This window comes from Bacillus sp. 522_BSPC (assembly GCF_001076885.1).
Classification (GTDB): Bacteria; Bacillota; Bacilli; order Bacillales; family Cytobacillaceae; genus Niallia; species Niallia hominis.
Genome location: NZ_JVDT01000266.1, coordinates 76,202 through 99,107 on the forward strand (window position 1 = coordinate 76,202; position 22,906 = coordinate 99,107).

A 22,906-nucleotide genomic window follows, 5' to 3' on the forward strand; every position below is an offset into this window, starting at 1 on the left:
GTTTCACGGAAATCTACTATCCCTATCAACGCTACATGAATATCTATTTGTGAAAAATTATATTTCATCAATCCATCATTCGTCAAGACTTGGGAATTATTTTGTTGAATTTAATTCAGATGCATCTAATTCATATTCTAATAAATGATCCCAATCATCATTATTAAGCATATCTAATTGTGCTTCAATTAGCATTTTGAATCGAGTACGGAATACTTTTGATTGCTTTTTCAATTCTTCAATTTCAAGAGCAATCTTTCTAGCTTTCGATAGCGATTCATTGACAATGCGATCAGCATTTTTTTCTGCTTCTTTAATAATTAGTTTTGCCTCTTTTTGTGCATTTCGCTTAACTTCTTCGGCAGCTTCTTGTGCTACTACAATGGATTTATTTAACGTTTCTTCAATGTTATTATAGTGGCCGATACGGTCCGTTAACTCATTTAATCTTTCTTCTAGTTCTTTTTTCTCACGGATAATATTTTCATAATCTTTAATTACCTGGTCAAGAAATTCATTTACTTCATCTTCATCATAACCACGGAAGCCTTTGGCAAATTCCTTGTTATGAATATCTAACGGCGTTAATGGCATAAAGCCACCTCCCAAACTTCGATTTCTTTATGTATCATCCTAATTTCGACAGTATTACCGGATTTCCTGCATTATTTTTAAAAAATAAGAAGAAACGTGAAAAATAATGCTACTAAAAAATATTGTAACATATATAGACAATAAAAAAACTATGTTTTTTGTTTGCAGGAAAAATTATGGGACCTTATCTTCCTTCTTATTATCTATTTCAATTTACCTACCACTACCCTCCATTTATCTTTTTTCGTTTTTCCTTCAATGGATTTAATGGTAGCTCGTCCTTCTCCCCGAACAGAAAACACATCTCNCATATAAATGCAACATTTTCTATTAAAGTAAAATTCACTTTTACAAGTCCTTGTGCAATGTAAGTCTTTGCTTTTTCTCTTGAAAAATTATAGATTGCTGCAATTAGTGTGTCGAGGCGAAGGGAGGAAACAGTCGTCGTCATTTCTGTCCAATGTTCTTCTTTGAAAATTATTTTATCTAATGAAACTTCTGTTAGACTTATCTTCGCTTTCCCAATCGATTCAAGCTGAAGCCTTACATAATCCTCGACTTCTCCTGCAACAATGAATTGAATTTCCTCATCTACAACCAAAATATCACCGAATTTATTACGATTTAACCCAAGCGACATTAAGCTACCTAAAATATGGGGATGCTCAATAGTGACAAATTTCTTTGGATAATTCACTTCTAATAAAGTCAAGTTAAAATCCTTTATGTCTGCCTCGTAATATTCAGGGTATAGAAGTGCCCGTTTTCTTTCTGCCTGATCATGTCCTCCAAAAAATTGAAACTTTACCTCATGATGCTCACCAATAATCATACCGAGGACTTTTTGTTCTCTTGGATCTAAAAAATCGGTTAATTTCGGGGCATAGGTATTCTCGACATAGCTTCGCCAATTTTCTACTTGATCGATAAAGTCTCTTTCTTCAGGACGAAAATGTTGATAGATTGACATGTTTTTAGCTCCTTTTTTGCATAGAAAAAGGGCTATATTAGCCCTCTTAAATACTTATATAAACCACATTCCTAATTGCTGAATTCCCATTCCAGCAAGGTTTAAAACAAAGATAGCAACAATCGGTGAAATATCTAGCATACCAATTGGCGGAATAACTCTCCGGAAAACTTCTAAGTAGGGCTCACAGACTTTTGCAAGAAAAACACCAATAGATGTTTCGCGTGCACTTGGAATCCAAGACATTAGAATGTAAATAATTAAAGCATAGGAGTAATACTGTAATAATTTTGCTAAAACTAAAATAATAAATGTCATTCGTTGTTACCACCTCGTATTTTCGTATTCTGCATCCTGCAGGATTTGCGATATATTTCCTGATACTTCCACATTATCTGGCGTACATAAAAATATATCTGTACCAATTTTTTGAATATCTCCACCAATCGCATAAACAGTCCCACTAAGGAAATCTACTATTCGTTTACCTTGGTCCTTTTCAATCCGCTGTAGATTAACAACGACAGCCCGACGGTTTTTCAACTGATCTGCAATATCCTGTGCTTCTGCATATACCCGTGGCTCCACCAAAAATACTTTTGATGATTTTTGGATACTTTGTAGACTTACTACATTTTGGTTATTAGTTTTCGGCTGTTGAACATGTTGATTTTGCTGATTATGATAATTTTGCTTAACAGGCTGTTTATAATGTCTAGCAGGCTCGCTTGGCTCGTCTTGATAGTTAGCTTGCTCTTCTTCGTAATCTTCATCTTCTAAAAAAAAGAACGTTTTTATTTTCGATTTTATACTCATTTCACTTGCCTCCTATTTCTCGCTTCCTACTAAAGCAGTTCCAATTCTTATCATCGTTGCTCCCTCTTCGATCGCAATGGAATAATCATTCGACATGCCCATAGAAAGCTCTGTGCATGGAGCATATGGTAATTGTAATCCTTTTACATCTTCTTGAATGCTTTTTAATTTTTGAAAGCATTGACGAAGTAATAATTTATCTTCTGTAAATGGTGCCATTGTCATTAATCCAACTACTTGAACATTTGGATAGTTGGATAATTGTTTCACAAAATCAATTACTTCTTCTGGTTCCATTCCATGCTTCGATTCTTCTTTCGAAACATTAACCTGTACAAAACACTTTATGGTACGATTCGCTCTTTTATGTATTTCTTTTGCCAAAGATAGTCGATCCAAAGAGTGAATATAGTCTACATAATCTATAATACCTTTTACTTTTCTAGTCTGCAATGATCCAATAAAATGCCAAATTGGCTTGTCCTGAAGAACTTCATACTTTGCCAGTAAGCCTTCTTCACGATTTTCACCTAGATGAACAATTCCAGCATCTAACGCTTCTTGTGCTCGCTCTATTGTAACATACTTTGTCACAGCAATAAGTGTTATCTCTTCTGGATTCCGATTTACTTTTTCACACGCATGCGCAATTTCCTGCTTTATAACACTAAGATTATCTTTCACTAACATTTTCGTTTCCTTCTTCCTCTCTCCATCCAATATAACTCATCATTCTTCCTGTTTTCCCCTTATCCCTTCTATGAGAGAAAAAATAAGCGTCATCTTCATAGGTACAATAATTAGTTAGATGAATATTGCTTTCCAGCACTCCTGCTTCTAATAAAATCTGCTTATTTGCTTCTTGTAAATTCAGTCTGTATTGCCCCGGAGAAACAGTCGTATATGACTTCGCTTGAGAATGTATCACCATATCTATTTCATTGATGACTCGGTCATCCACTATATAATGACGATTTGTAATGGAAGGACCAATAACAGTAAGCACTTCATCAACAGGTATACCGTGTGAAGCAAATACATTGATCATTTCCCTAGCAATGCCTTTAACTGTCCCTTGCCAGCCTGCATGTGCAATCCCAATTGCTTTTGTAATGGGATGAATAAAATATAAAGGAACACAATCTGCAAAACATAGAGTTAATAATATATTTTTTTCTAAAGTAAAAAAACCATCTGTATCCTTTAACGCACTTTCATAATCTTTAGCACCCATACCTAAATGATCACTTGTCACTTTGGCAATATGAACTTTATGCGTTTGTTCTGCACCAACCCATCGTTCCAAAGGAAACATTAACTTTCGCGCTACCTCATTGCGGTTAGCTATAACCGTTTCCTTCTGATCATTCACATGAAACGCCATATTTAAACTAGCATAATCGCCTTTACTTTTCCCATCATTTTTTGTTGTGAAACCAGCTAATAAATTGGGGAACTGCTGCTCCCATAAATCAAGATTGAAAAACTGTTTATTTTGTAAAGTAAAAGGTTCCATTATCTAACCCCATCTTTTTGTTTTAGTTTACCATATGGACCTATAATTGGTCACAGAAAAACAGGATTTTCTTTGGAAATAAGATTGCATTTTATAAAATGGGGGTTATTTTTTCTAATCCGAGTATCTTCTAAATTAGCTATGCTAATTGGTGGCGTCTTATTTAGTTACCTAATGGATAGCAAAGTCACTATTAGTTAAACTAGCACTCAAAACTCGCATGATCCATTTCTATAATTATTTATGTATTTTATTAAAAATAGCATTTTTCCAATAGAAAAGGTTAGACAATCATTAAAGTATCATACTTTAAGAAGTCTAACCCGCTATTCCTATTTTAGCTTTGAATATTTTTATTCATTTGTTTGATAGCAGCTTTTTCCAATCTTGAGACTTGCGCTTGTGAGATGCCGATTTCATCTGCAACTTCCATTTGTGTTTTGCCTTGGAAAAATCGCTTTCGCAAAATCATTTTTTCTCGATCATTTAATCGGCGCATTCCTTCTTTTAATGCCAATTCTTCCACCCATTGTATGTCCTTATTTTTTTCGTCACTTAATTGGTCCATTACATAAATTGGATCTCCACCATCATTATATATTGGTTCAAAAAGAGACACTGGATCTTGAATAGCATCTAACGCAAAAACAATATCCTCATGGGGAATGTCTAACTCTTTGGCAATTTCCTCAGCTGTCGGTTCTTTTGATGTTTTATTCATCAACCTTTCTCTGACCTGTAGTGCCTTATAAGCAATGTCTCTCAGAGATCTGGAAACCCTAATTGGATTATTATCGCGGAGATACCTGCGAATTTCACCAATAATCATCGGGACAGCATAGGTGGAAAACTTTACGTTTTGACTTAAATCAAAATTATCGATAGATTTCATTAGACCAATACAACCCACTTGAAATAAGTCATCCACGAATTCTCCTCGATTATTAAATCGTTGAATCACACTTAATACGAGGCGGAGATTTCCATTTACGAGACTTTCTCTTGCGGATATATCTCCCTCATGCATTTGCTTGAAGAGCAATCTCATTTCTTCGTTTTTTAACACTGGAAGCTTTGATGTATCAACACCGCAAATTTCTACTTTATTTCGAGTCAATCTATTTCCCTCCTCACAGGAGCTGCTGTACAAAAAACAGTATCTCCCCGAGAAGGAAAAATATGCATGAGAAGAATTTTTGTTAAATTTCCAATTTACGCTAATTTCAGTTGAAATTATGTGGGACAAGGATTTCTAAACGAAAAATTTTTAAACCATTTTATTAAATTCTTTTTGAAGTCTCTTAATAATTCTCTTTTCTAATCTGGAAATATACGATTGAGAAATGCCTAGCATGTCTGCTACATCTTTTTGGGTTTTTTCTTCTCCTGTTCCTAAACCAAACCGTAATTCCATGATTTGTTTTTCTCTTTTAGAAAGTTGATGTAATGCTTTTACCAAGAGCTTTTTATCCACACTTGCATCTAAATCCTTCGTAATAATATCATCTTCTGTTCCCATCACATCTGATAGAAGTAGTTCATTTCCATCCCAATCAATATTCAACGGCTCATCAAATGAAACTTCTGAGCGAATTTTATTATTTCTCCGCAAATACATCAATATTTCGTTTTCAATACATCTGGAGGCATATGTGGCAAGTTTAATTTTTTTCTCTGGATTAAATGTATTAACCGCCTTAATTAATCCAATGGTGCCAATACTAATTAGGTCTTCAATATTAATACCCGTGTTTTCGAACTTCCTCGCAATATATACAACAAGACGCAAATTTCTCTCAATAAGCATCGAGCGAGCTGCTTGATCCCCTTTTGGAAGTTTTTCCAAAAGCATTTCTTCTTCTTCTTTCGTTAACGGAGGAGGCAGTGCTTCACTTCCACCAATATAAAATACTTCGTCTGTTTTCAATCCAATTTTAATTAAAAATTTGTACCAATAATAAGATAAGCGAAGCTTCCATTTCTTCATGTGCATTTCCTCCTTCTAAACGATGTTTTTCGTGAGTATAGTATATTAACTAACCTTTTCCTCCACTGATTTTTTCCCTAATAGCATTTTCGGATGAACAATACAATCAAATGCATCCTCAGCAGAGAGAACTTGGTTTGTAAACGAAATCAATCCTTTTTCAACAATAGTTACTTCCTGCTCTTTTTTCAACAGCAAAACATCTGGTTTCACTGCTATAATTAGTTGGTGATCCTTGCCGACTACTTTATATGGAATAATGCGCATCTTACTTTCCCACTCTGGAGCAATTGGCTCACTTCCATAAATAACCTGTTCTGGCTGCTCTGATAAACGAATTAATTCTGCCGGCATATCATTTCCGATATTCTTCAAGGAAACAAACATAACCGGAAGACGAGAGATTGGATCATATACTTGATTTCCGCTATCCACCAATCCCTTTACCGAAAACTCTTTTCCACCAATTTGAAAAATCACATCAATTATTTGCTCATATTGAATCTTTGTAACTTCAATCCCTTCCACATTTCTGCGTGAAAAGTACCAGGCAACAGGAAAGCCAAGAAGGACAAATAGCCAACTAATAGGATCACCAAATCCTTTTACACTTGCAAGAAGGACGGAAGAAGACAGTTGAAAATCAAACTGTATAAAATAATGGGCGCCTATCAATGTTCCTCCAATTAAAAAGGTAGCTAAGTAAAAAATCATCAACGCTTGAAGATAGGTGCGAAATCGCTTATATCCAAAAGCAGTTGCTACCATGATGATCGAAAATAGTAGCTTCGATACAGGATGACTTGTATAGGGACTAAGCGATGTGATGGATAACAAAATAATTAGGGAACCAATGAATCCTCCAAGCAAAATTCTCCAATGAATGATTTTTTTCTTTAAAAGAATTCCAGTTAAATATAGTAATAAACTGTCAAATAGAAAATTTAATAGCCATATTACATCTAGATAAATGGCCAAACATGTAACTCCTCCTCTCCTTCATCGAAGCTTTGTAAATGACTGACCTTATCCTTATTCATCTGCATTATAACTAGAAAGCTATCAAGATCCTCACAGTTCTTGCAAATGAAAAAGGGATCATCGCCAAAGCCACAAAAGAAGTAAATCTTCTCTCTATTAATCTGTTACGAAAAAGTATAACGTACTTGTTCTTGAAATTCTGTCACTTTCTGTAATCAAAAAATCAGAAATTTCCTCTATTTCTAACGGTTTTTGTCACTATATCTCCTAACTGAATATTTTTTAGTTCTAGCGAAATATTATCAGTTTTTTTAATAATTCTAAGCAATATTAAATGGAAAATGAGAAAAACGGATAATGGATGAGTGCAATTAAAAAGGGGATTTTTATAGCTAGCTTAAAAAATCTAGCCTGCAAAATAAAAAACCTCTCCATTATTGTAAAAATAACAGAAAGGTTTTTGCTACAGAAGTAATTATCTTCTGCGGTTTCTATTTCTTAAGAAGGTTGGGATATCTAAAGTATCCTCTGTTTGTTGTACGTTTGTACTTCTCGGTTGTTCTTTTTGAACATTTGGTTCTTCTCTTTTAGGTTCTCTAGTATTAGCTTGATTGCTGTTTTGGCTTGCATTATTGGCATTTGGCTTTAACCCTCCAAATCCAGGTCTGCCTTGCTGTGGTTGAGATAAGTCTTGGTTGAAGCCTGTAGCAATTACAGTAACAACTATTTCATCTTTTAAATTATCATTGATAACAGAACCAAAAATCATATTTACATCTTGATCTGAAGCTGATGCAACAATATCTGCTGCTTCTTGTACTTCATACAAGCTTAAATTCGATCCGCCAGTGATATTCATTAATACCCCTTGTGCTCCGTCAATAGAAGTCTCAAGAAGTGGAGAAGAAATTGCTTTTTTCGCTGCTTCAGCTGCACGATTTTCTCCAGAAGCAACCCCTATACCCATAAGAGCTGAACCTTTGTTTACCATAATAGTTTTTACATCAGCGAAGTCTAAGTTAATTAGACCTGGTGTTGCAATTAAGTCAGAAATACCTTGTACACCTTGACGCAATACATTATCTGCTTCTCTAAACGCTTCAAGCATTGGAGTTGATTTATCTACAATTTCAAGTAAGCGGTCATTTGGAATTACAATTAACGTATCCACTGCGTCTTTTAGTGACGTAATACCACTTGCAGCGTGGGTAGATCTTTTTCTTCCTTCAAAAGTGAATGGTCTTGTTACCACTCCGACTGTTAAAGCACCTAAGTCATGGGCGATTTGAGCGATAACTGGTGCAGCACCTGTACCAGTTCCTCCACCCATTCCAGCCGTTACAAAGACCATATCTGCTCCCTTTAAAGCCTCTTCAATTTGTTCTTTGCTTTCCTCAGCAGCCTTCTTTCCTACTTCAGGATTGGCACCTGCACCAAGGCCTCTCGTCAACTTGCCGCCAATTTGCATTTTTATTTCTGCTTTCGATAAATTTAATGCTTGTGCATCTGTATTCACAGCAATAAACTCTACCCCTTGAACACCATGTTCAATCATTCGGTTAACAGCGTTATTACCGCCGCCACCTACTCCTATTACCTTTATTACAGCTAGTGAATCTATATTTGTATCAAATTCCAACATGACAAATCCTCCTAATTCGTCGATATTCAGCAGTATCGAACTGTCCGCATCTCAAGTCTTGGTGATATGGAGTAACATACCATTTAAAAATATACCTAGACTGACCCTAAACGACTCTCAGCCTTCTCGAAGTTCTTTTTATTAATACATGTCCATCCTATTAAAGCCATTCATTAATCGAAGAAATAACCCATAAATTTCTTAAACTTTGAAGGTTCCTTCTCAACTTGTTTTTTCTCATATGCTGGTTTTTGGGTTGCTTGTTTTTGAACTTTTTCCCTATTTTCAGCAGGAACGGTGACAGGATTATGGATATTTCCACCTTGAAGTTTACTATTTTTATAGGAGAATTTAATTAACCCAACAGCAGTTGTATATTGTGGCTCTCTTACTCCAATATAATCAGGAATAGCAATTCTAACACGGCTTTGGAAAACATCTTGTGCCAATTCTAAAATTCCTTTTGTACTAGCAACGCCACCAGTTAATACGAATCCTCCTGGAAGATCGTATACCCCGTATCTCACTAGTTCGTGACCAACCAGTTCAAAGATTTCTTCTAATCTAGCTTCTATGATATCAGAAATCTCTAATTGATTAAATTGTTGATGCTGATCGCTTCCTATAATAGGAACACTAAATACCTCCTCTTCAGAAGCATGATCATAAAAGGCATATCCATACTTTATCTTGATTTTTTCTGCATCTTCTGTCGTAGTACGAAGACCAATCGATAAATCTTTTGTGATGTGGTCTCCTCCTATAGGAATTACACTAGTTGCTTTAAGAAAACCATTTTCAAATACAGCAATTGTGGTGGAACCACCGCCAATATCTATTAAAGCAACCCCTAAGTTTTTTTCATCTTTTGAAAGTGCGAAGGAGCCTGAAGCAAGTGGCTGCAAGGAAATATCCTGAATTTCAAGTCCAGCTCTTTCCACACATCTTAAGGTGTTATGTAGTATGGTTTTACTTCCTGTTATTATGGTACCTTCCATTTCCAGTCGTACACCTATCATTCCTCTTGGATCGGTAATTTCGTCTAATCCATCAACAATAAATTGCTTAGGAATAATATCAATAATTTCTTTTTCTGGGGGAATAGAGACTACTTGTGCTGCATCCTTTACCCTAATTACATCCTCAATTGTAATTTCGCGATTTTCACTAGAAACTGCAACTACCCCACGTGAAGTTTGCAGATTTACATGATTTCCCGAAACGCCAACAATTACTTGTTTTATTTCCATCCCAACCATTCTTTCGGCTTGCTCTATTGCCTGTCGAATAGAATGAACGGTTTCATCTATATCCACAATTGAACCTTTTTTTAAACCTTCTGATGGAACGATGCCTACACCAATAATATTTAAAGATTCGTTAATCATCTCGCCAATGATAACTTTTATGCTGGATGTACCGATGTCTAGACTTACATAAAGTTCATTGCTGTTCATTCTCGGGCACCTCCTTTTGCATTTTAAATAAAGTGAACAACAAATTATGTCATACAGTAGAAAAATAAAATTTCAACATTTTTATTAAGAAGTAACGTCTTCTATTTTCATCGTTTTTTGATATACATAAGATATAAGATAAATTTCATCTATAACTATTCTATTGTATACCAGGCAACACCATATTTTCACTAAGTTTTCACTTAGTGTCAATAAAATTTTAGACTTTTTTACTATAAATAGGACTAATTACTTATTCATTAAAGGAATTTCATCATTCACTTTGACATTTCTATTAATATTTAAATTATTCGCCAAAACTAATATATTCCCTTTTTTCTCTGTCAACTTTTTTCAATTTTTTCGGGAGAATTAGTATTTGATTTCTTTAAAATAATACTTCTAATTACAGCAATGTTTTGAAATAGTCTCACACCAAATGCAAAAATCGCCGCTAAGTATAAGTCTACACCAAGATGAACACCTAGAAAAGCTAAACTTGCTGCAAGGACAATATTAAAAAAGAAGCCTGTTACAAACACCTTTTCATCAAAAATATTTTGCAGATGTGCTCGAATCCCACCGAATAAGGTGTCCAATGCTGCTAGAACTGCAATCGATAAATAATTCGCATATTCTTCTGGTACTTTTATATCGGTTAATAGTCCAAAGACAAGCCCAACAATCAACCCAAATATAGGAAGCCACATTATGAATCGCCTCCTTCATTTGTATTTGCAGGCTCCATATTATGGATAGTAACAGCCTTACTGTATGCTGGAATCGTGATTGCCTTCTCTGGTTTTTCTACATTTAATAAAAGATTGGAAACAAAAAATTCATCTGCTGATTTAGAAACCTTCATGTAGTTAAACAATTTTTCTGCAGTACTAGCATCTTTCGCTATTACCTTTATTTCAATCGGCAGCTGATTAAGGGGATTTCCATCCATTTTCAACACATTATTTATTTCACGGATAACAGTTGTATTCACATAGCGATTATCATTGATCGCTATCTCCTCTGCCCCATATAAATTCAACTCATTTACCAATCGCTGTAATAATTCAGATGTCACTTCTCCAGGTTCTTCCCCTAATAGAATTTCTGTATTAACAGATGCAATTTTTAAGATGATTCCATTTCCAGTTACTTCTGTTAAACCAGCTTCCTGCTTTAATTCTTTTAGCGTATCTTTTAATACCTCTGCTTTACTTTCAGAGGTTTCATTTTCATACTCATCTAATTTTGCGTTTATCGATCGAATTTCATTAATAAGCTGCAATTCTAATTTTTTTTCATTTATTAAATCTTCTCTTAGTTCCCATGTATCTCTTGTATCCCGTACTACCGGTTCTTTTATTGTCTGAAATTGTACTGCAATCATAAATCCGACAATAAGCGTTATTCCAGTCATTGTTATAAAATTCTTATTCAAAGCGCATCATACTTTCTACTCATCATACTTACTGTTAATTTACTTTCAAAGGTTCCATTTGAATCGACCGTTTTTTTTCCAGGCTAAATCTAACATTATCATTTACTAACAAATCTTTTACACCACCATTAATATTGATTGCACCTTCTAATACATCGCTATCACCGATTGCCGTAATAACAAATGGAGCAGGGTGTTGGTAACCATCCACTTCAATTACCGGTCCATTACAGAGAATATATGAATTATGGGATAGTCTTTGCCCGTTGATACTAATTGCTTGTGCACCTGAAACATATAGCTCATTAATCACTTTAAACACATGATGTTCATGGACCAAGTAATTATTCACACGATCTTCCTTTGGATTATATTCTCCATCTTCTAAGGTAATTTGCACCCCTTCTCCTTTTACAGCAACTTTTCCTAAATAGATACGATACTTTTGGGCATCTTCTGCTAAGTTAGAATAGGTTTCTGCTTCATTCGAAAGATTCTTCTCTAATTGAACAAGTTTCTTTTGGGATTCCTTTAATTCCTTATAAAGATCGTTATTTTTTTCTTCCTGCTCTATTAATTCGTTCCGCAATTCCAAATCTCTTTCAAATTGGCTCTCACTAATTTCTTGCTTTTCGTCCTTTTTTGTATTTTGATACGAAAAGGAAATCATAAATCCAAGTACGAGAAAAACCAAGGAGAAGATAACATTTCTTCTTCTTTTATTAGTCTTCACTCTTCTTTTCCCCTTCCGAATCGAAAGCTTTGAAATAAGAACCTACTTCTAAATCAATTACTCCCTTTTTGTCTGTATTTAGCTGTGCAATAATGGATGGATAATGCTCCATTTTATCCGAAAAAGAAGATAAAGAAGCTAATACTTGATTTCCGTCATTCATATAAACGGTAACATGCCACTTATCGGTATCTTTAGGAGTATACCTTATTTCAGAAATCGCATTATACACACTTGCTGGAAGTTTACTTAATTCCTCCCCTATTTTCGTTATGACAGTGTCATTTTCGCTCTTTATATCTTTGATAATAGGAGCATCGTAGGGACTGTTTGTCATCGCTCTATCATGTAGCATATCACCATTTTCTAGAAGCGGAATAAATTCATTCTCCACTTCAAAGTAAGCAATCTTCCTATATTCTTTTACGTCAATTTGAACAGTATTTGGAATAGAGATGGAAACTTTTGCAGACTTCATTCCACCAGCATCTTTCAGTTTTGATGCTAACTGATCTTTTTTGATTGTCCAAATATTTGTTTCGGTTGTAATTCCACTCATTTTCTCTAAGTCTTCATAAGTATATAAATGATTCCCAGTAATTTCGATTTTTTTTACATGACTTAAAGGTGATTGGAAATAGATAACGCAAACGATGATAAGGAAGAATAGAAGGAGAAGGAAAATAAGTCGACGATTCGCCTTTTTTCGTCTCTGTTCTTTTAATTTTGGAATTCGATCTTCTAAAGAAACAACCTTCCCATTTTCCAAAAAATCACCCCGGTATTTTTAAATAAGGAAATAGTAAAAAACCATTCAAAGGTTGTCCACCTTTTTATTCGCAAACCGAAAATTTGCTTTCTAATCAAATTTCCGATTTGCAATTTCCTACTTTTTCTTGTTATCGATAACTTCCTTCATTACATTATATAACCTCATTGCCGCATCAGGAATCCCTAGTTTTTTGGATGCCTCCTTCATACCTTTTAACACATTAGGATTCAGCATAATGGCATCCATTTCTTCCACTAATTTTTGTCCATTCATATCCTTTTCTAGAAGTATTTTTGCTGCTCCATTGCTTGTTAGTGCAGTCGCATTTTTTTCCTGATGATTGTTCGTCACATAGGGACTCGGCACAAGAATACTTGGAATGCCGAGCGAGGTTAGCTCGCTTAGCGTTGTTGCGCCTGCTCTCGCAACAGTCAGGTCAATGCTTGTTAATACTTCTGGCATATTATGAACAAATGGCTTGATAATTACATTTTTAGGATTTCCTACTAACTCTACTTCTTTTTTTACCGCTTCATAATGCACTTCTCCGGTTACATAAAGTACTTGATATGGTTTATCCCCTAATTGGGGTAACGCTGTAATAACAGCATCGTTTATCGGTCTAGCACCTCTGCTTCCACCAACAATAAGAACAGCTGGGGTTTTCAATTGTAAGCCAACCGATAATCTTCCTTTAATGCCATCCTGATTTAACACTTCTGAAGCTCTAGGATTCCCTGTCATCACAACTTTTTCTTCTGGAAAATAAGAATCCGCTTCTTCAAAGCAAGTAGCTACTTTATCAACATATTTGCTTAAAAATTTATTCGTTAATCCTGGAACACTATTTTGTTCATGAATGATGGTTGGTATCCCAAGCTTAGCAGCTGCATAAACAACCGGACCACAAACATATCCGCCTGTTCCTATTACCACATCTGCCTTAAACTCTTTTAATATCGCCTTACTTTTTTGTACACCAGCAATAAATCTCCAAACTGTTTTTAAATTTTCTGGAGACAGTTTCCGTTTAAAGCCTGTAATATGTATTGTTTTAAAGGGAATATTTTCCCTTCTGACTAATTTATTTTCTAGTCCTTGCTCTGTTCCAACATAAAGAAACTCAGCATCTTTCACTTCTTTTTTTATTTCGCGAATCAATGCTAATGCAGGGTATATATGTCCCCCTGTTCCTCCACCACTTACAACTATCTTCATTCTTTCCACCTCAAAATACTTCTCTTCTCTACTTTGAAAAATATGTTATTTTTCTTTTCTTTTTACATTATAGCTTCAATTAATGAAAAACAGAAATAATCTTCTGCTATTTTCTAAGAATTTTTTTACTTTCCGGTCAACCCCCAACTAATAGATACCTTATTGTACTATATTTTAAACACCCTTTATGAATATCTTGAAATTGATAATGAAATGTAACACATTCCCCTTTTCCGCACCATTTTTTGTCATGATTGCAAAAAGTTTATCATATGTGCGAAAAAAATAAATTTTTGATATTCTCAGCTTTCTTATGATGTTTTTCAGGTAAACAAGCTATTTATTAGCTATGGTAAGTATTTATATTAATCCCTTATGGCTTATGTGTGCCAAGAGAATGGAATTACCTGCGAGTTCTTCCTTTTTAAAAAGGCAATAAAAAGAACCTAGTGATGGGAATAAGCACCCTACACTAGGTTTCAAAATTTTAAATAACGTTTAATACCTTGAAAATCTGCTGACATTTAAAAGAATACCAATCGCGATTAACATGAGGGTTAAAGAAGATCCTCCATAGCTTAGAAATGGAAGGGTAATCCCTGTTACAGGCATTAGTCCTGTTACAACTCCGATGTTAATCATAACTTGAATCGCAACCATAGAAATAATTCCAACCGCTACAAAACTACCAAACAAATCTTGTGCGCCTAGAGCGATTCTTATTCCTCTCCAAAGCAAGAGGGCGAATAATAATAAAATCAGCGAGCCACCAATAAATCCTAATTCTTCTGATAGAATCGCAAAAATGAAGTCTGTTTGTGGCTCCGGCAGGTAGAAAAACTTTTGCCGACTCTCCCCAAGACCTAAACCAAATAATCCACCTGGACCAATTGCATACAAGGACTGAATGATTTGAAACCCGCTTCCTAATGGATCAGACCAAGGATCAAGGAAGGAAGTAATCCTTTTAATCCGGTAAGGAGCACTCGCAACCAATCCTACAAACCCTGCAACACCAATAAGACCTAATATCACAAAGTGACGAATTCTAGCACCAGCAATAAAAATCATGACAATACTTGTACCAACCATAACCGTACCAGTACCTAAATCTGGCTGAAGCATTATCATTCCAAACGCCAGGAATACTAGCCCTAATGAAGGGAGCAAGCCTTTTTTAAATGAAGTAATATGCTTTTGATTTTCTGACAGAAACTTCCCCAGGAAAATAATCATTGCTATTTTCATAAATTCAGAGGGCTGAATAGAAAATGCACCGACTCCAATCCAGCTTTGTGAACCATTCCGAACTAAACCAACGCCAGGAATTAAAACGACTATAAGCAATACAAAACAAACAATAATAATCTGTTTAGCCCAAGAACGCCATATCCAGTAATCAAGATTCATTATAAATAGCATTGCTGCAATTCCAACGCCCGCAAAAAGCATCTGTCTTTTTGCAAAGAAGAAAGAATCACCTAAATTTCGTTCAGCCATTACCGCGCTAGCACTATACACCATGATTAACCCTATTGCCAGTAACGTAAATGTGAGAATCATTAGAATTATATCTGGAGTCGTTTTTTTTGATGGCACCATTAACACCTCGAATTGCAAGATTTGGGCTTGAAGAAAAGAAAAGCGCGTGGTATCCAAATTTCATGTGTTCTCGAAATCGATTCAAAAAAAGAAAGCTCTGTAAATTAACGGTTGAGAAGTAGCAAAAAGTTCAAAAGTCATTTCATTCCCGCATGGCATAAAATAAACTTTCTCCTTTTCTCTACTACCCTTGTTATCATTTACAGAGCTTACTTCAGGTAAGAACGTTTTATCCTGTTAGATCATTGATGTGTTTGTTCATACAAATCAAATTTTTTCTTTCAACGCCTACTTACAGACAAGCCCTTATTTAAGCATATGCACCGCATTAATAAAAATGTCTCCTCTGACCTCAAAAGTTTTGTATTGATCCCAGCTTGCACATGCTGGGGAAAGGAGAATTACATCTCCACTTTCTGATAAGTCATAAGCAACAGGTACTGCTTTGTCCACATTATCGACGCGTTTAATTGTTTTTATTCCTGCAAGTCTACCTGCCTTCTCCACTTTTTCAGCAGTTTGTCCAAAAGTAATCATGGCCTTCACATTTTTAAGCGATGGAATTAGTTCATCAAATTCATTTCCTCGATCCAAGCCACCTGCCAGTAAAATAACTGGCTCATTAAAGGCTGCAAGGGCATTTTGTGTTGCTAAAATATTGGTTGCTTTCGAGTCATTATAAAATTTTCGCCCATGTAATTCTTTAATAAATTGCAGACGATGTTTAACCCCTTTAAATGTACTTAGTACTTCAAAAATACTTTCATTTGACACTCCAGAAAGCTTAGCCGCAGCAACGGACGAAAGGATATTTTCTAAATTTAAGGCACTTAAGTATGTAATACCAGAAAGTTTCATTATTTTTTCCTCATTAAAATAGATGACATTATCTTTCACATATGCACCAAACTCTAATTCCCGTTTTGCAGAGAAAGGAATAATTGTCGCATTACTGTTTTTCGCGATATTCATTACTACCTCTTGCTCCACATTTGCAATTAAATAGTCATTTGCATCCTGATTCTTCGTGATATTCCCTTTTGCCTTTGCATATTCGTCTTTTGTTCCATGATAATCCAAATGCGCCTCATAAATATTCGTAATGATTGCAATATGTGGCTTGAATTTCTCAATACCCATTAATTGAAAAGATGATAATTCGATAACAATTTTATTATCTTCCTCTGCAACTTGAGCCACATTCGAAGCAACTGTACCAATATTTCCGGCAATGAGTGGCTTTTTCTTATCTGCTTCTAACATATCAAATAATAATGTAGTTGTTGTCGTTTTCCCATTTGATCCAGTGATGGCAAAAAACGGAGCTTCAGAAACTCTGTATGCAAGCTCTACCTCTGTAATAACGGGAATATCGCGTTCTATTGCCCCTTTAATCATTGGATTAAAATAAGGAATCCCTGGATTTTTTACAATAAGCTGGAATCCTTCTTCTAATAATTCAATGGGGTGGCTACCGCATATTACTGTTATCCCTTGCTCCAATAATCCTTGCGCCTCCGGATTCTCATCTAAAGGTTTACTATCATTTACTGTTACGAAGGCACCTAAATTATGTAGTAATTGAGCTGCGCTTACTCCACTTTTGGCAAGACCTAATACAAGTATTTTTTTATGATGATAATCGTTAATCTGTTTCATTATAACCACACCTCAATATAAATTCCTAAAGCGGCAAATAATAATCCAACCGTCCAAAATGTGACAACTACTCTCCATTCTGACCATCCAACCAATTCATAATGATGATGCAGTGGACTCATTCGGAAAATTCTTCTTCCTGTTGATTTAAAGGAAATAACTTGAAGAATAACGGAAAGCGTTTCGATAACAAATACTCCACCAATTAGTATCAGTAGAATCTCTAGTTTTGTCAAAATTGCAATGGCAGCAATCGCGCCACCTAGTGCAAGAGAACCTGTATCTCCCATAAATACTTTAGCTGGATGGGCATTAAAAACTAAGAATCCTAATACTGCTCCAACAATCGCTACAGAAAAAATACTAATTTCAAACTGAGATTGGCTCCAAGCAAGAACAGCAAATGCACCAAAAGCAACAGCAGATGTACCGGAAACTAAACCGTCCAAGCCATCTGTTAAATTAACAGCATTTGAAAATCCAACTAACCAGAAAATAATAAACAATGCATAAAACCAGCCTAATTCCAATGGTTTATCAACAAATGGAATCGAAATAGCGGTCGAGAATTCATTTTCACGTAATACAAAGTAAAAAATAAGGGAAATGATAATCTGACCTAGCAGCTTTTGTCGAGATGTCAATCCTAAGTTACGCTTCATCACTACTTTTATAAAGTCATCTAAAAACCCTAATAAACCAAAACCAACTAAAACTAATAATAATAAATATGTCTTAATTGTTGGCTCTGAGAATTTATTAATCATTACTAAAGTTGTTACAACAATAGAAAAGATAATCATTAACCCACCCATTGTTGGTGTTCCCGTTTTTTTCTGATGGGATTTCGGTCCTTCTTCCCTAATGCTTTGTCCGAATTTCAATCTTCGCAAGAAGGGAATAAAAAAGGGAGAAATCAATACGGTTATTAAAAAGCCTAAAAGAATCGTAAAAAAGATTACTTTCTCCTGCATTTTAGTTCCCTCCTTTCATTTGCGTGCTCGTTTTTAATACATGCTCTCTAATTACCGGTATATCATATGATTCCATCATGGAATGCAGACTGTTTTCTTTCAAAAAAATAAATTTTGTTGTACTTTCTTGTGTTTGCAATTGTTTCTCATAAATTTCAATCATTTTTAATATGCCTTCCTTTAAATCTTTTGTATAAAAAATAGGGAAATGATTAGGTGTATAAGATGGGAGATCCACCCCTTCTTCCCAAATCGCTCCTATTGCTCCATTCGCTATTGCAATGCTCAAATCACCAGAATTCTCCTCATAAAAAGGAATAAATAGCCCTTTCGACTGCTTCGTGTCTGCTATAAATGTCACGGTTTGAAAAAGTAAATCTTCCTTCACAAACCCTTTTGCTTTCGGTATTGCCTGAAGGATTACATTATAGGACAGTGTCATTTTTTCTCTCTCCTATCGCTTCTTTTGCAACTAAACGGTCATCAAAATCTAACACATCAGAACCAATAATTTGATATGTTTCATGTCCCTTTCCTGCAATTAAGATAACATCGCCATGCTGTGCTTGATTTACCGCTAAAGTAATAGCCTCTTTTCGATCAGGAATTATCGTATAATTTTGTTCTTCCTCCACTCCTGCTTCCATATCTTTTAATATGGCAATTGGATCTTCACTCCTAGGATTATCAGAAGTAAGAATAGCATAGCTCGCTTCCTGACAAGCAATTTTTGCCATTAAAGGGCGTTTTGTTTTGTCTCTGTCTCCCCCACAGCCTACAATGACATAAACTTTATTCTCGGCAAATTCCTTCACCGTCTGCAGGGCATTTTGTAAACTATCAGGTGTATGGGAATAATCAACAATCACTAAAAAGTCTTGCCCAGCATTCACCGTTTCAAATCTTCCTGCAACTCCTTCTACCTTTTCTAACGCTTTAATTGTTACTTCTAATGGAATATTGCTTGCAATCGCTGCACCAATGCTTGCTAACGAATTATACACATTGAATTTGCCAACCATTTTCAGTTGGACAGATTGCGTTCCAAGCGGAGTATGTAAATCAAACGATGTACCAGCAGCTGTTATTTTTATATTTTTCGCCATAATATCCGCATCTTTATCAATTCCATATGTAAGTATATGAGCAGCTGTAATGGTTTCATACTCGTTCGCTGCTGCATCATCTTTATTTAGGATAGCAAACTTCGGCTTTTCCCCTTGAAAGGCATTTCCTAATCTTGTAAACAACAGCCCTTTTGCTTTTTTATATTCCTCCATCGTACCATGATAATCTAAATGATCCTGACTTAGATTTGTAAATACAGCAATATCATAATCACAGCCAAATACTCTGCCTTCTACAAGGGCATGTGAAGATACTTCCATTACAGCTGTATCCACTTTTTGTTCCACCATTTGATGGAACACCTTCTGAAGTGTCACGGCTTCTGGAGTAGTATTTTTTGTTTCTTGAATTTCCTCACCGATTTTTGTATACATGGTACCGATGATTCCTGTTTTTTTATGCGCCTCTTTTAAAATAGCATCTATTAAATGGCTCGTTGTCGTCTTTCCATTTGTTCCTGTTATCCCAATAAGCTTGAGCTTTTGTGTTGGATTTTGATAAAACACATCTGCAAGCACACTACTAGCCCTTTTGGTATCTTTTACTACGATAACTGGAATAGGCAAGGGCAGTTTTCTTTCAGCAATGACAGCGACTGCGCCAGATTCATATGCATTCTGGGCAAAATCATGTCCATCGACTGTATATCCTTTTATACAAATAAAAAGACTGCCTTCTGTTACTTTGCGATTATCATTCTCTATTGATTTTATTTCCACATCTTCTCCAATATAAGGAGTGTATGGCTGTAAACTCTCAATAAGTTTTTTTAATTGCATCGCTTTTTGATTCCTCTTTTCTCTAGCTCTATATGTACTCTAAATCACTCATAAATATTAATTATATACTAAATAATGAAGCAACCATATAGATTATACAATTTTCTTAGCGTATTTTATTTTACATGATTAAATAAAAATTATCTATGTTGTACCTTATTGTTGGAGAATTTATATTAGAAGAATAATTTTTTAATGGAGGGTATTTTTATATTTAATTTGCTCTCCCCTTTTCCTTTTAGAAAAAGCGCATAAGGGGGTCTACCTTCATTCCTGTCTGATAAAAAGAGAAGCGGCACGAAAAATACCGGCCGCATTCTATCCAATTAATTAAATTGAAGCAATATGGTTGATCCATCCTTTACTTTTGTACCTGGTTCTGGAGATTGTTTAATAACGGTATCCCCACTACCACTTGAATCAATTTTAAGATTAATAAACAATTCACTAATGTCTTTTTTCGTATAACCAACTAAATCCGGCACTTCGATTAATGGATTTTCCGGATATTTATATATTTTATCAATCTGGTCTTCACGAGGTTCTACGCCAAGGGCTCTTAAACTATCTCCCATAATCGCCCCAACGATTGGCGCTGCAACAGCACTACCAAATTGCACCGTTCCTTTTGGATTATCTACTGCAACATAGACGACTAATTCTGGGTCATCAGCAGGTGCAAAGCCGATAAAGGAAAGGATATAGTTATTTTCTAAATATTTTCCTCCTGATGCTTTTTGGGCAGTTCCTGTTTTCCCGCCAACTCGATATCCTTCCACAAAAGCTTTACCTCCAGAACCTTTTGCAACAACGTTTTCTAATGCTCTTCTCACTTCTTTTGACGTTTCCTCTGAAATAACCTTTCTTTTTGCAACAGGCTCTTTCTCCATAATGACGTCCCCTGTAGCTGGATCAATTAACTCCTTTGCTACATATGGAGTATACAAAGTTCCGCCATTAATTGCTGCTGATAACGCTGTTACTTGCTGAATTGGCGTTACAGCAACCCCTTGCCCAAACGCTGTAGTTGCTTGCTCAACTGGCCCTACCCTATCCATGTTAAACAAGATTCCTTTTGACTCTCCTTGTAAATCAATGCCCGTTTTCTGTCCGAATCCAAAATCGCGAATATATTGAAAAAGTGTATCTTTTCCAAGACGTTCCCCTAATTCCACAAAGCCAGGGTTACAGGAATTTTGAACGACTTCTAAGAATGTTTGCGAACCGTGACCACCTCGCTTCCAGCATTTCAACTTCGCTCCACCAACTTCTGCGTAGCCTTTATCATAAAAAGTATCCTTGTCTAAATCTACTTTTCCTTCTTCAAGTGCAGCTGCCAGTGTAATAATCTTGAATGTGGATCCTGGTTCATACGAACTCCAAATAGGTAAATTTCGATTATAGACAGTAGAATCTACGTTTTGGAAGTCTGCAGGGTCAAATCCAGGGCGACTAGACATCGCCAATACCTCTCCGGTTTTCGGATTCATCGCAAGTGCAATAATCGATTCAGGAGAATACGTTTGCTCAGCAATATCCAATTCCCTTTCTACAATCGTTTGGATCCTTGTATCAATTGTAAGCACTAAATCATTTCCATTGACTGGTGCCTCATAAGCATCCGCCATATCATTCATTCTTTGTCCTTTTGCATCAGAGTAATATTGAACAGATCCTTTTTTTCCCTTTAACTCATCATCATATTCTAGTTCCAAACCAATTAGCCCCTGATTATCAATACCCGCAAACCCCAACACATGGGATAAGTAATTTCCGAACGGGTATGATCGCTTGGAATCCTCTCCAATATAGACACCATCTATATCAAGCGCTCGAACTTTTTTCGCTTTTTCATGCGTAATTTTCCTTCCTTCTTTTAAACGAACACTCATCTCCTTTTGAATAATCTGCTTATAGACAGATTCCTTATCCGCTTCCAATACTGCCGCAAGCTTATCCGCTGTGCCCGCTGGATCTTTAATTTGGCGTGGTACTATATAAACCGTTGGCGCACTGACATTTGTTGCAAGCGCTATTCCATTGCGATCCAAAATTTCTCCCCGCTGTGGCTCAAAAGCAATTTGTCGACTCCATAAATTTTTCGCTTTCGTTGTAAGCTCGTCCCCCAGAAAAAATTGAACATAAGCTAATCTTGCATCAATAATAAGAAAAATTATTATCCCAGCAACTAATGCTATCAATAATCGTTTCCGAACGGTTACGTTTGAAACCCGCATACAGATGGAACCCCCTTTTATACTAGCTCGATTAAAATATATGCTTGTACGAAAAGGAATAGAACGTAGAGTATTTGTTGGGGGATAGGGGTGTTGAGTGGGGTGGGGATGTTTTAGGATATCTTGACTTAATTAGGGGTTTGCTTTTTTTGATGAACGCTGGTTTCTTTTGCGCTTCTAGGAATTTTGGTTTTCATTTCATTGATGAACGCTACTTTCTCTTGCGCTTTCGGGATTTTTGGTTTTCATCTCATTGATGAACGCTACTTCCTCTTGCGCTTTTGGGATTTTTGGTTTTCATCTCCCTAATGAACACCACTTTCTCTATGCTTCTATCGATTTTTGGCACTCATCCCCCAAATGAACACCACTTTCTCTATGCTTCTATCGATTTTTGGCACTC

General features: G+C 35.6%; 21 protein-coding genes, 1 pseudogene and 1 other annotated feature (1 of these 23 only partly in view). All 22 genes and pseudogenes read right to left on the reverse strand.

The window, feature by feature from the left end:
- Positions 1–38 (reverse strand) — a binding site (T-box leader) (it extends 192 nt beyond the left edge of the window).
- Between the two features lie 58 nt (positions 39–96).
- The gene (locus tag ADJ83_RS22510; protein WP_016201026.1) at positions 97–594 is read right to left on the reverse strand and encodes a DivIVA domain-containing protein; all 498 of its coding nucleotides are present in this window, start codon (positions 592–594) and stop codon (positions 97–99) included.
- Positions 595–797: 203 nt separating this feature from the next.
- Positions 798–1,564 (reverse strand): annotated as a pseudogene (locus ADJ83_RS22515) (RNA-binding protein).
- Between the two features lie 54 nt (positions 1,565–1,618).
- Positions 1,619–1,882 carry a YggT family protein gene (locus ADJ83_RS22520; protein ID WP_031534325.1) on the reverse strand — a complete coding sequence of 88 codons (264 nt, stop codon included), beginning with the start codon at positions 1,880–1,882 and terminating at the stop codon, positions 1,619–1,621.
- A 6-nt stretch (positions 1,883–1,888) separates the two neighbouring features.
- The gene (locus ADJ83_RS22525; protein WP_031534324.1) at positions 1,889–2,380 is read right to left on the reverse strand and encodes a cell division protein SepF; all 492 of its coding nucleotides are present in this window, start codon (positions 2,378–2,380) and stop codon (positions 1,889–1,891) included.
- A 12-nt stretch (positions 2,381–2,392) separates the two neighbouring features.
- A complete protein-coding gene (locus ADJ83_RS22530; RefSeq protein ID WP_031534322.1) occupies positions 2,393–3,070 on the reverse strand; it encodes a YggS family pyridoxal phosphate-dependent enzyme in 678 nt (225 codons plus the stop codon).
- Positions 3,054–3,896, reverse strand: a complete 843-nt coding sequence (gene pgeF, locus ADJ83_RS22535; RefSeq protein WP_031534319.1) for a peptidoglycan editing factor PgeF — start codon at positions 3,894–3,896, stop codon at positions 3,054–3,056. The genes ADJ83_RS22530 and pgeF overlap by 17 nt, the downstream gene beginning before the upstream one ends.
- A 337-nt stretch (positions 3,897–4,233) precedes the next feature.
- Entirely contained in the window at positions 4,234–5,013 is a 780-nt protein-coding gene (gene sigG, locus ADJ83_RS22540; RefSeq protein WP_031534317.1) for an RNA polymerase sporulation sigma factor SigG, read from the reverse strand.
- 150 nt (positions 5,014–5,163) lie between these two features.
- A complete protein-coding gene (sigE, locus tag ADJ83_RS22545) occupies positions 5,164–5,883 on the reverse strand; it encodes an RNA polymerase sporulation sigma factor SigE (protein WP_016201019.1) in 720 nt (239 codons plus the stop codon).
- Positions 5,884–5,928: 45 nt separating this feature from the next.
- Positions 5,929–6,861 (reverse strand): sigma-E processing peptidase SpoIIGA, encoded by a 933-nt coding sequence (gene spoIIGA, locus ADJ83_RS22550; protein WP_031534315.1) that lies wholly within the window; start codon positions 6,859–6,861, stop codon positions 5,929–5,931.
- A 478-nt stretch (positions 6,862–7,339) separates the two neighbouring features.
- Positions 7,340–8,506: a cell division protein FtsZ gene (gene ftsZ / locus ADJ83_RS22555; RefSeq protein ID WP_031534313.1), complete on the reverse strand. Its 1,167-nt coding sequence runs from the start codon at positions 8,504–8,506 to the stop codon at positions 7,340–7,342.
- A 173-nt stretch (positions 8,507–8,679) separates the two neighbouring features.
- Positions 8,680–9,963: a cell division protein FtsA gene (gene ftsA / locus ADJ83_RS22560; protein ID WP_031534311.1), complete on the reverse strand. Its 1,284-nt coding sequence runs from the start codon at positions 9,961–9,963 to the stop codon at positions 8,680–8,682.
- Positions 9,964–10,307: 344 nt separating this feature from the next.
- Complete coding sequence (locus ADJ83_RS22565; protein ID WP_031534310.1) at positions 10,308–10,673, reverse strand: small basic family protein; 366 nt, start codon at positions 10,671–10,673, stop codon at positions 10,308–10,310.
- A complete protein-coding gene (locus tag ADJ83_RS22570; RefSeq protein WP_031534308.1) occupies positions 10,673–11,380 on the reverse strand; it encodes a DUF881 domain-containing protein in 708 nt (235 codons plus the stop codon). The genes ADJ83_RS22565 and ADJ83_RS22570 overlap by 1 nt, the downstream gene beginning before the upstream one ends.
- Before the next feature lie 55 nt (positions 11,381–11,435).
- The gene (locus ADJ83_RS22575; protein ID WP_031534306.1) at positions 11,436–12,134 is read right to left on the reverse strand and encodes a DUF881 domain-containing protein; all 699 of its coding nucleotides are present in this window, start codon (positions 12,132–12,134) and stop codon (positions 11,436–11,438) included.
- Complete coding sequence (locus tag ADJ83_RS22580; RefSeq protein WP_031534303.1) at positions 12,124–12,903, reverse strand: cell division protein FtsQ/DivIB; 780 nt, start codon at positions 12,901–12,903, stop codon at positions 12,124–12,126. The genes ADJ83_RS22575 and ADJ83_RS22580 overlap by 11 nt, the downstream gene beginning before the upstream one ends.
- A 117-nt stretch (positions 12,904–13,020) precedes the next feature.
- Complete coding sequence (murG, locus tag ADJ83_RS22585; RefSeq protein ID WP_031534301.1) at positions 13,021–14,124, reverse strand: undecaprenyldiphospho-muramoylpentapeptide beta-N-acetylglucosaminyltransferase; 1,104 nt, start codon at positions 14,122–14,124, stop codon at positions 13,021–13,023.
- Positions 14,125–14,622: 498 nt separating this feature from the next.
- The gene (gene spoVE, locus ADJ83_RS22590; RefSeq protein WP_031534299.1) at positions 14,623–15,723 is read right to left on the reverse strand and encodes a stage V sporulation protein E; all 1,101 of its coding nucleotides are present in this window, start codon (positions 15,721–15,723) and stop codon (positions 14,623–14,625) included.
- Between the two features lie 309 nt (positions 15,724–16,032).
- Positions 16,033–17,385 (reverse strand): UDP-N-acetylmuramoyl-L-alanine--D-glutamate ligase, encoded by a 1,353-nt coding sequence (gene murD, locus ADJ83_RS22595; RefSeq protein ID WP_031534298.1) that lies wholly within the window; start codon positions 17,383–17,385, stop codon positions 16,033–16,035.
- Positions 17,385–18,359, reverse strand: a complete 975-nt coding sequence (gene mraY / locus ADJ83_RS22600; RefSeq protein WP_031534297.1) for a phospho-N-acetylmuramoyl-pentapeptide-transferase — start codon at positions 18,357–18,359, stop codon at positions 17,385–17,387. Before mraY ends, murD begins: the two co-directional genes overlap by 1 nt.
- A gap of 1 nt (position 18,360) precedes the next feature.
- On the reverse strand, positions 18,361–18,801 hold the full coding sequence (locus ADJ83_RS22605; protein ID WP_048719127.1) for a hypothetical protein: 441 nt from the start codon (positions 18,799–18,801) through the stop codon (positions 18,361–18,363).
- Positions 18,785–20,266 (reverse strand): UDP-N-acetylmuramoyl-L-alanyl-D-glutamate--2,6-diaminopimelate ligase, encoded by a 1,482-nt coding sequence (locus ADJ83_RS22610; protein WP_031534293.1) that lies wholly within the window; start codon positions 20,264–20,266, stop codon positions 18,785–18,787. The genes ADJ83_RS22605 and ADJ83_RS22610 overlap by 17 nt, the downstream gene beginning before the upstream one ends.
- Before the next feature lie 326 nt (positions 20,267–20,592).
- Positions 20,593–22,503, reverse strand: coding sequence for a stage V sporulation protein D (locus ADJ83_RS22615; protein WP_031534292.1), 1,911 nt, complete (start codon positions 22,501–22,503; stop codon positions 20,593–20,595).
- Between the last annotated feature and the right edge of the window lie 403 nt (positions 22,504–22,906).

What these genes read in the sequence shown, in the direction of transcription:
- ADJ83_RS22605 (WP_048719127.1), bottom strand. Translation starts at nt 18,801, where the DNA reads ATGACACTGTCCTATAATGTAATCCTTCAGGCAATACCGAAAGCAAAA.
- pgeF (WP_031534319.1), bottom strand. Translation starts at nt 3,896, where the DNA reads ATGGAACCTTTTACTTTACAAAATAAACAGTTTTTCAATCTTGATTTA.
- ftsZ (WP_031534313.1), bottom strand. Translation starts at nt 8,506, where the DNA reads ATGTTGGAATTTGATACAAATATAGATTCACTAGCTGTAATAAAGGTA.
- murD (WP_031534298.1), bottom strand. Translation starts at nt 17,385, where the DNA reads ATGAAACAGATTAACGATTATCATCATAAAAAAATACTTGTATTAGGT.
- mraY (WP_031534297.1), bottom strand. Translation starts at nt 18,359, where the DNA reads ATGCAGGAGAAAGTAATCTTTTTTACGATTCTTTTAGGCTTTTTAATA.
- ADJ83_RS22520 (WP_031534325.1), bottom strand. Translation starts at nt 1,882, where the DNA reads ATGACATTTATTATTTTAGTTTTAGCAAAATTATTACAGTATTACTCC.
- ADJ83_RS22615 (WP_031534292.1), bottom strand. Translation starts at nt 22,503, where the DNA reads ATGCGGGTTTCAAACGTAACCGTTCGGAAACGATTATTGATAGCATTA.
- ADJ83_RS22565 (WP_031534310.1), bottom strand. Translation starts at nt 10,673, where the DNA reads ATGTGGCTTCCTATATTTGGGTTGATTGTTGGGCTTGTCTTTGGACTA.
- ADJ83_RS22530 (WP_031534322.1), bottom strand. Translation starts at nt 3,070, where the DNA reads ATGTTAGTGAAAGATAATCTTAGTGTTATAAAGCAGGAAATTGCGCAT.
- ADJ83_RS22510 (WP_016201026.1), bottom strand. Translation starts at nt 594, where the DNA reads ATGCCATTAACGCCGTTAGATATTCATAACAAGGAATTTGCCAAAGGC.
- ftsA (WP_031534311.1), bottom strand. Translation starts at nt 9,963, where the DNA reads ATGAACAGCAATGAACTTTATGTAAGTCTAGACATCGGTACATCCAGC.
- ADJ83_RS22570 (WP_031534308.1), bottom strand. Translation starts at nt 11,380, where the DNA reads ATGACTGGAATAACGCTTATTGTCGGATTTATGATTGCAGTACAATTT.
- sigE (WP_016201019.1), bottom strand. Translation starts at nt 5,883, where the DNA reads ATGAAGAAATGGAAGCTTCGCTTATCTTATTATTGGTACAAATTTTTA.
- murG (WP_031534301.1), bottom strand. Translation starts at nt 14,124, where the DNA reads ATGAAGATAGTTGTAAGTGGTGGAGGAACAGGGGGACATATATACCCT.
- ADJ83_RS22610 (WP_031534293.1), bottom strand. Translation starts at nt 20,266, where the DNA reads ATGCAATTAAAAAAACTTATTGAGAGTTTACAGCCATACACTCCTTAT.
- ADJ83_RS22525 (WP_031534324.1), bottom strand. Translation starts at nt 2,380, where the DNA reads ATGAGTATAAAATCGAAAATAAAAACGTTCTTTTTTTTAGAAGATGAA.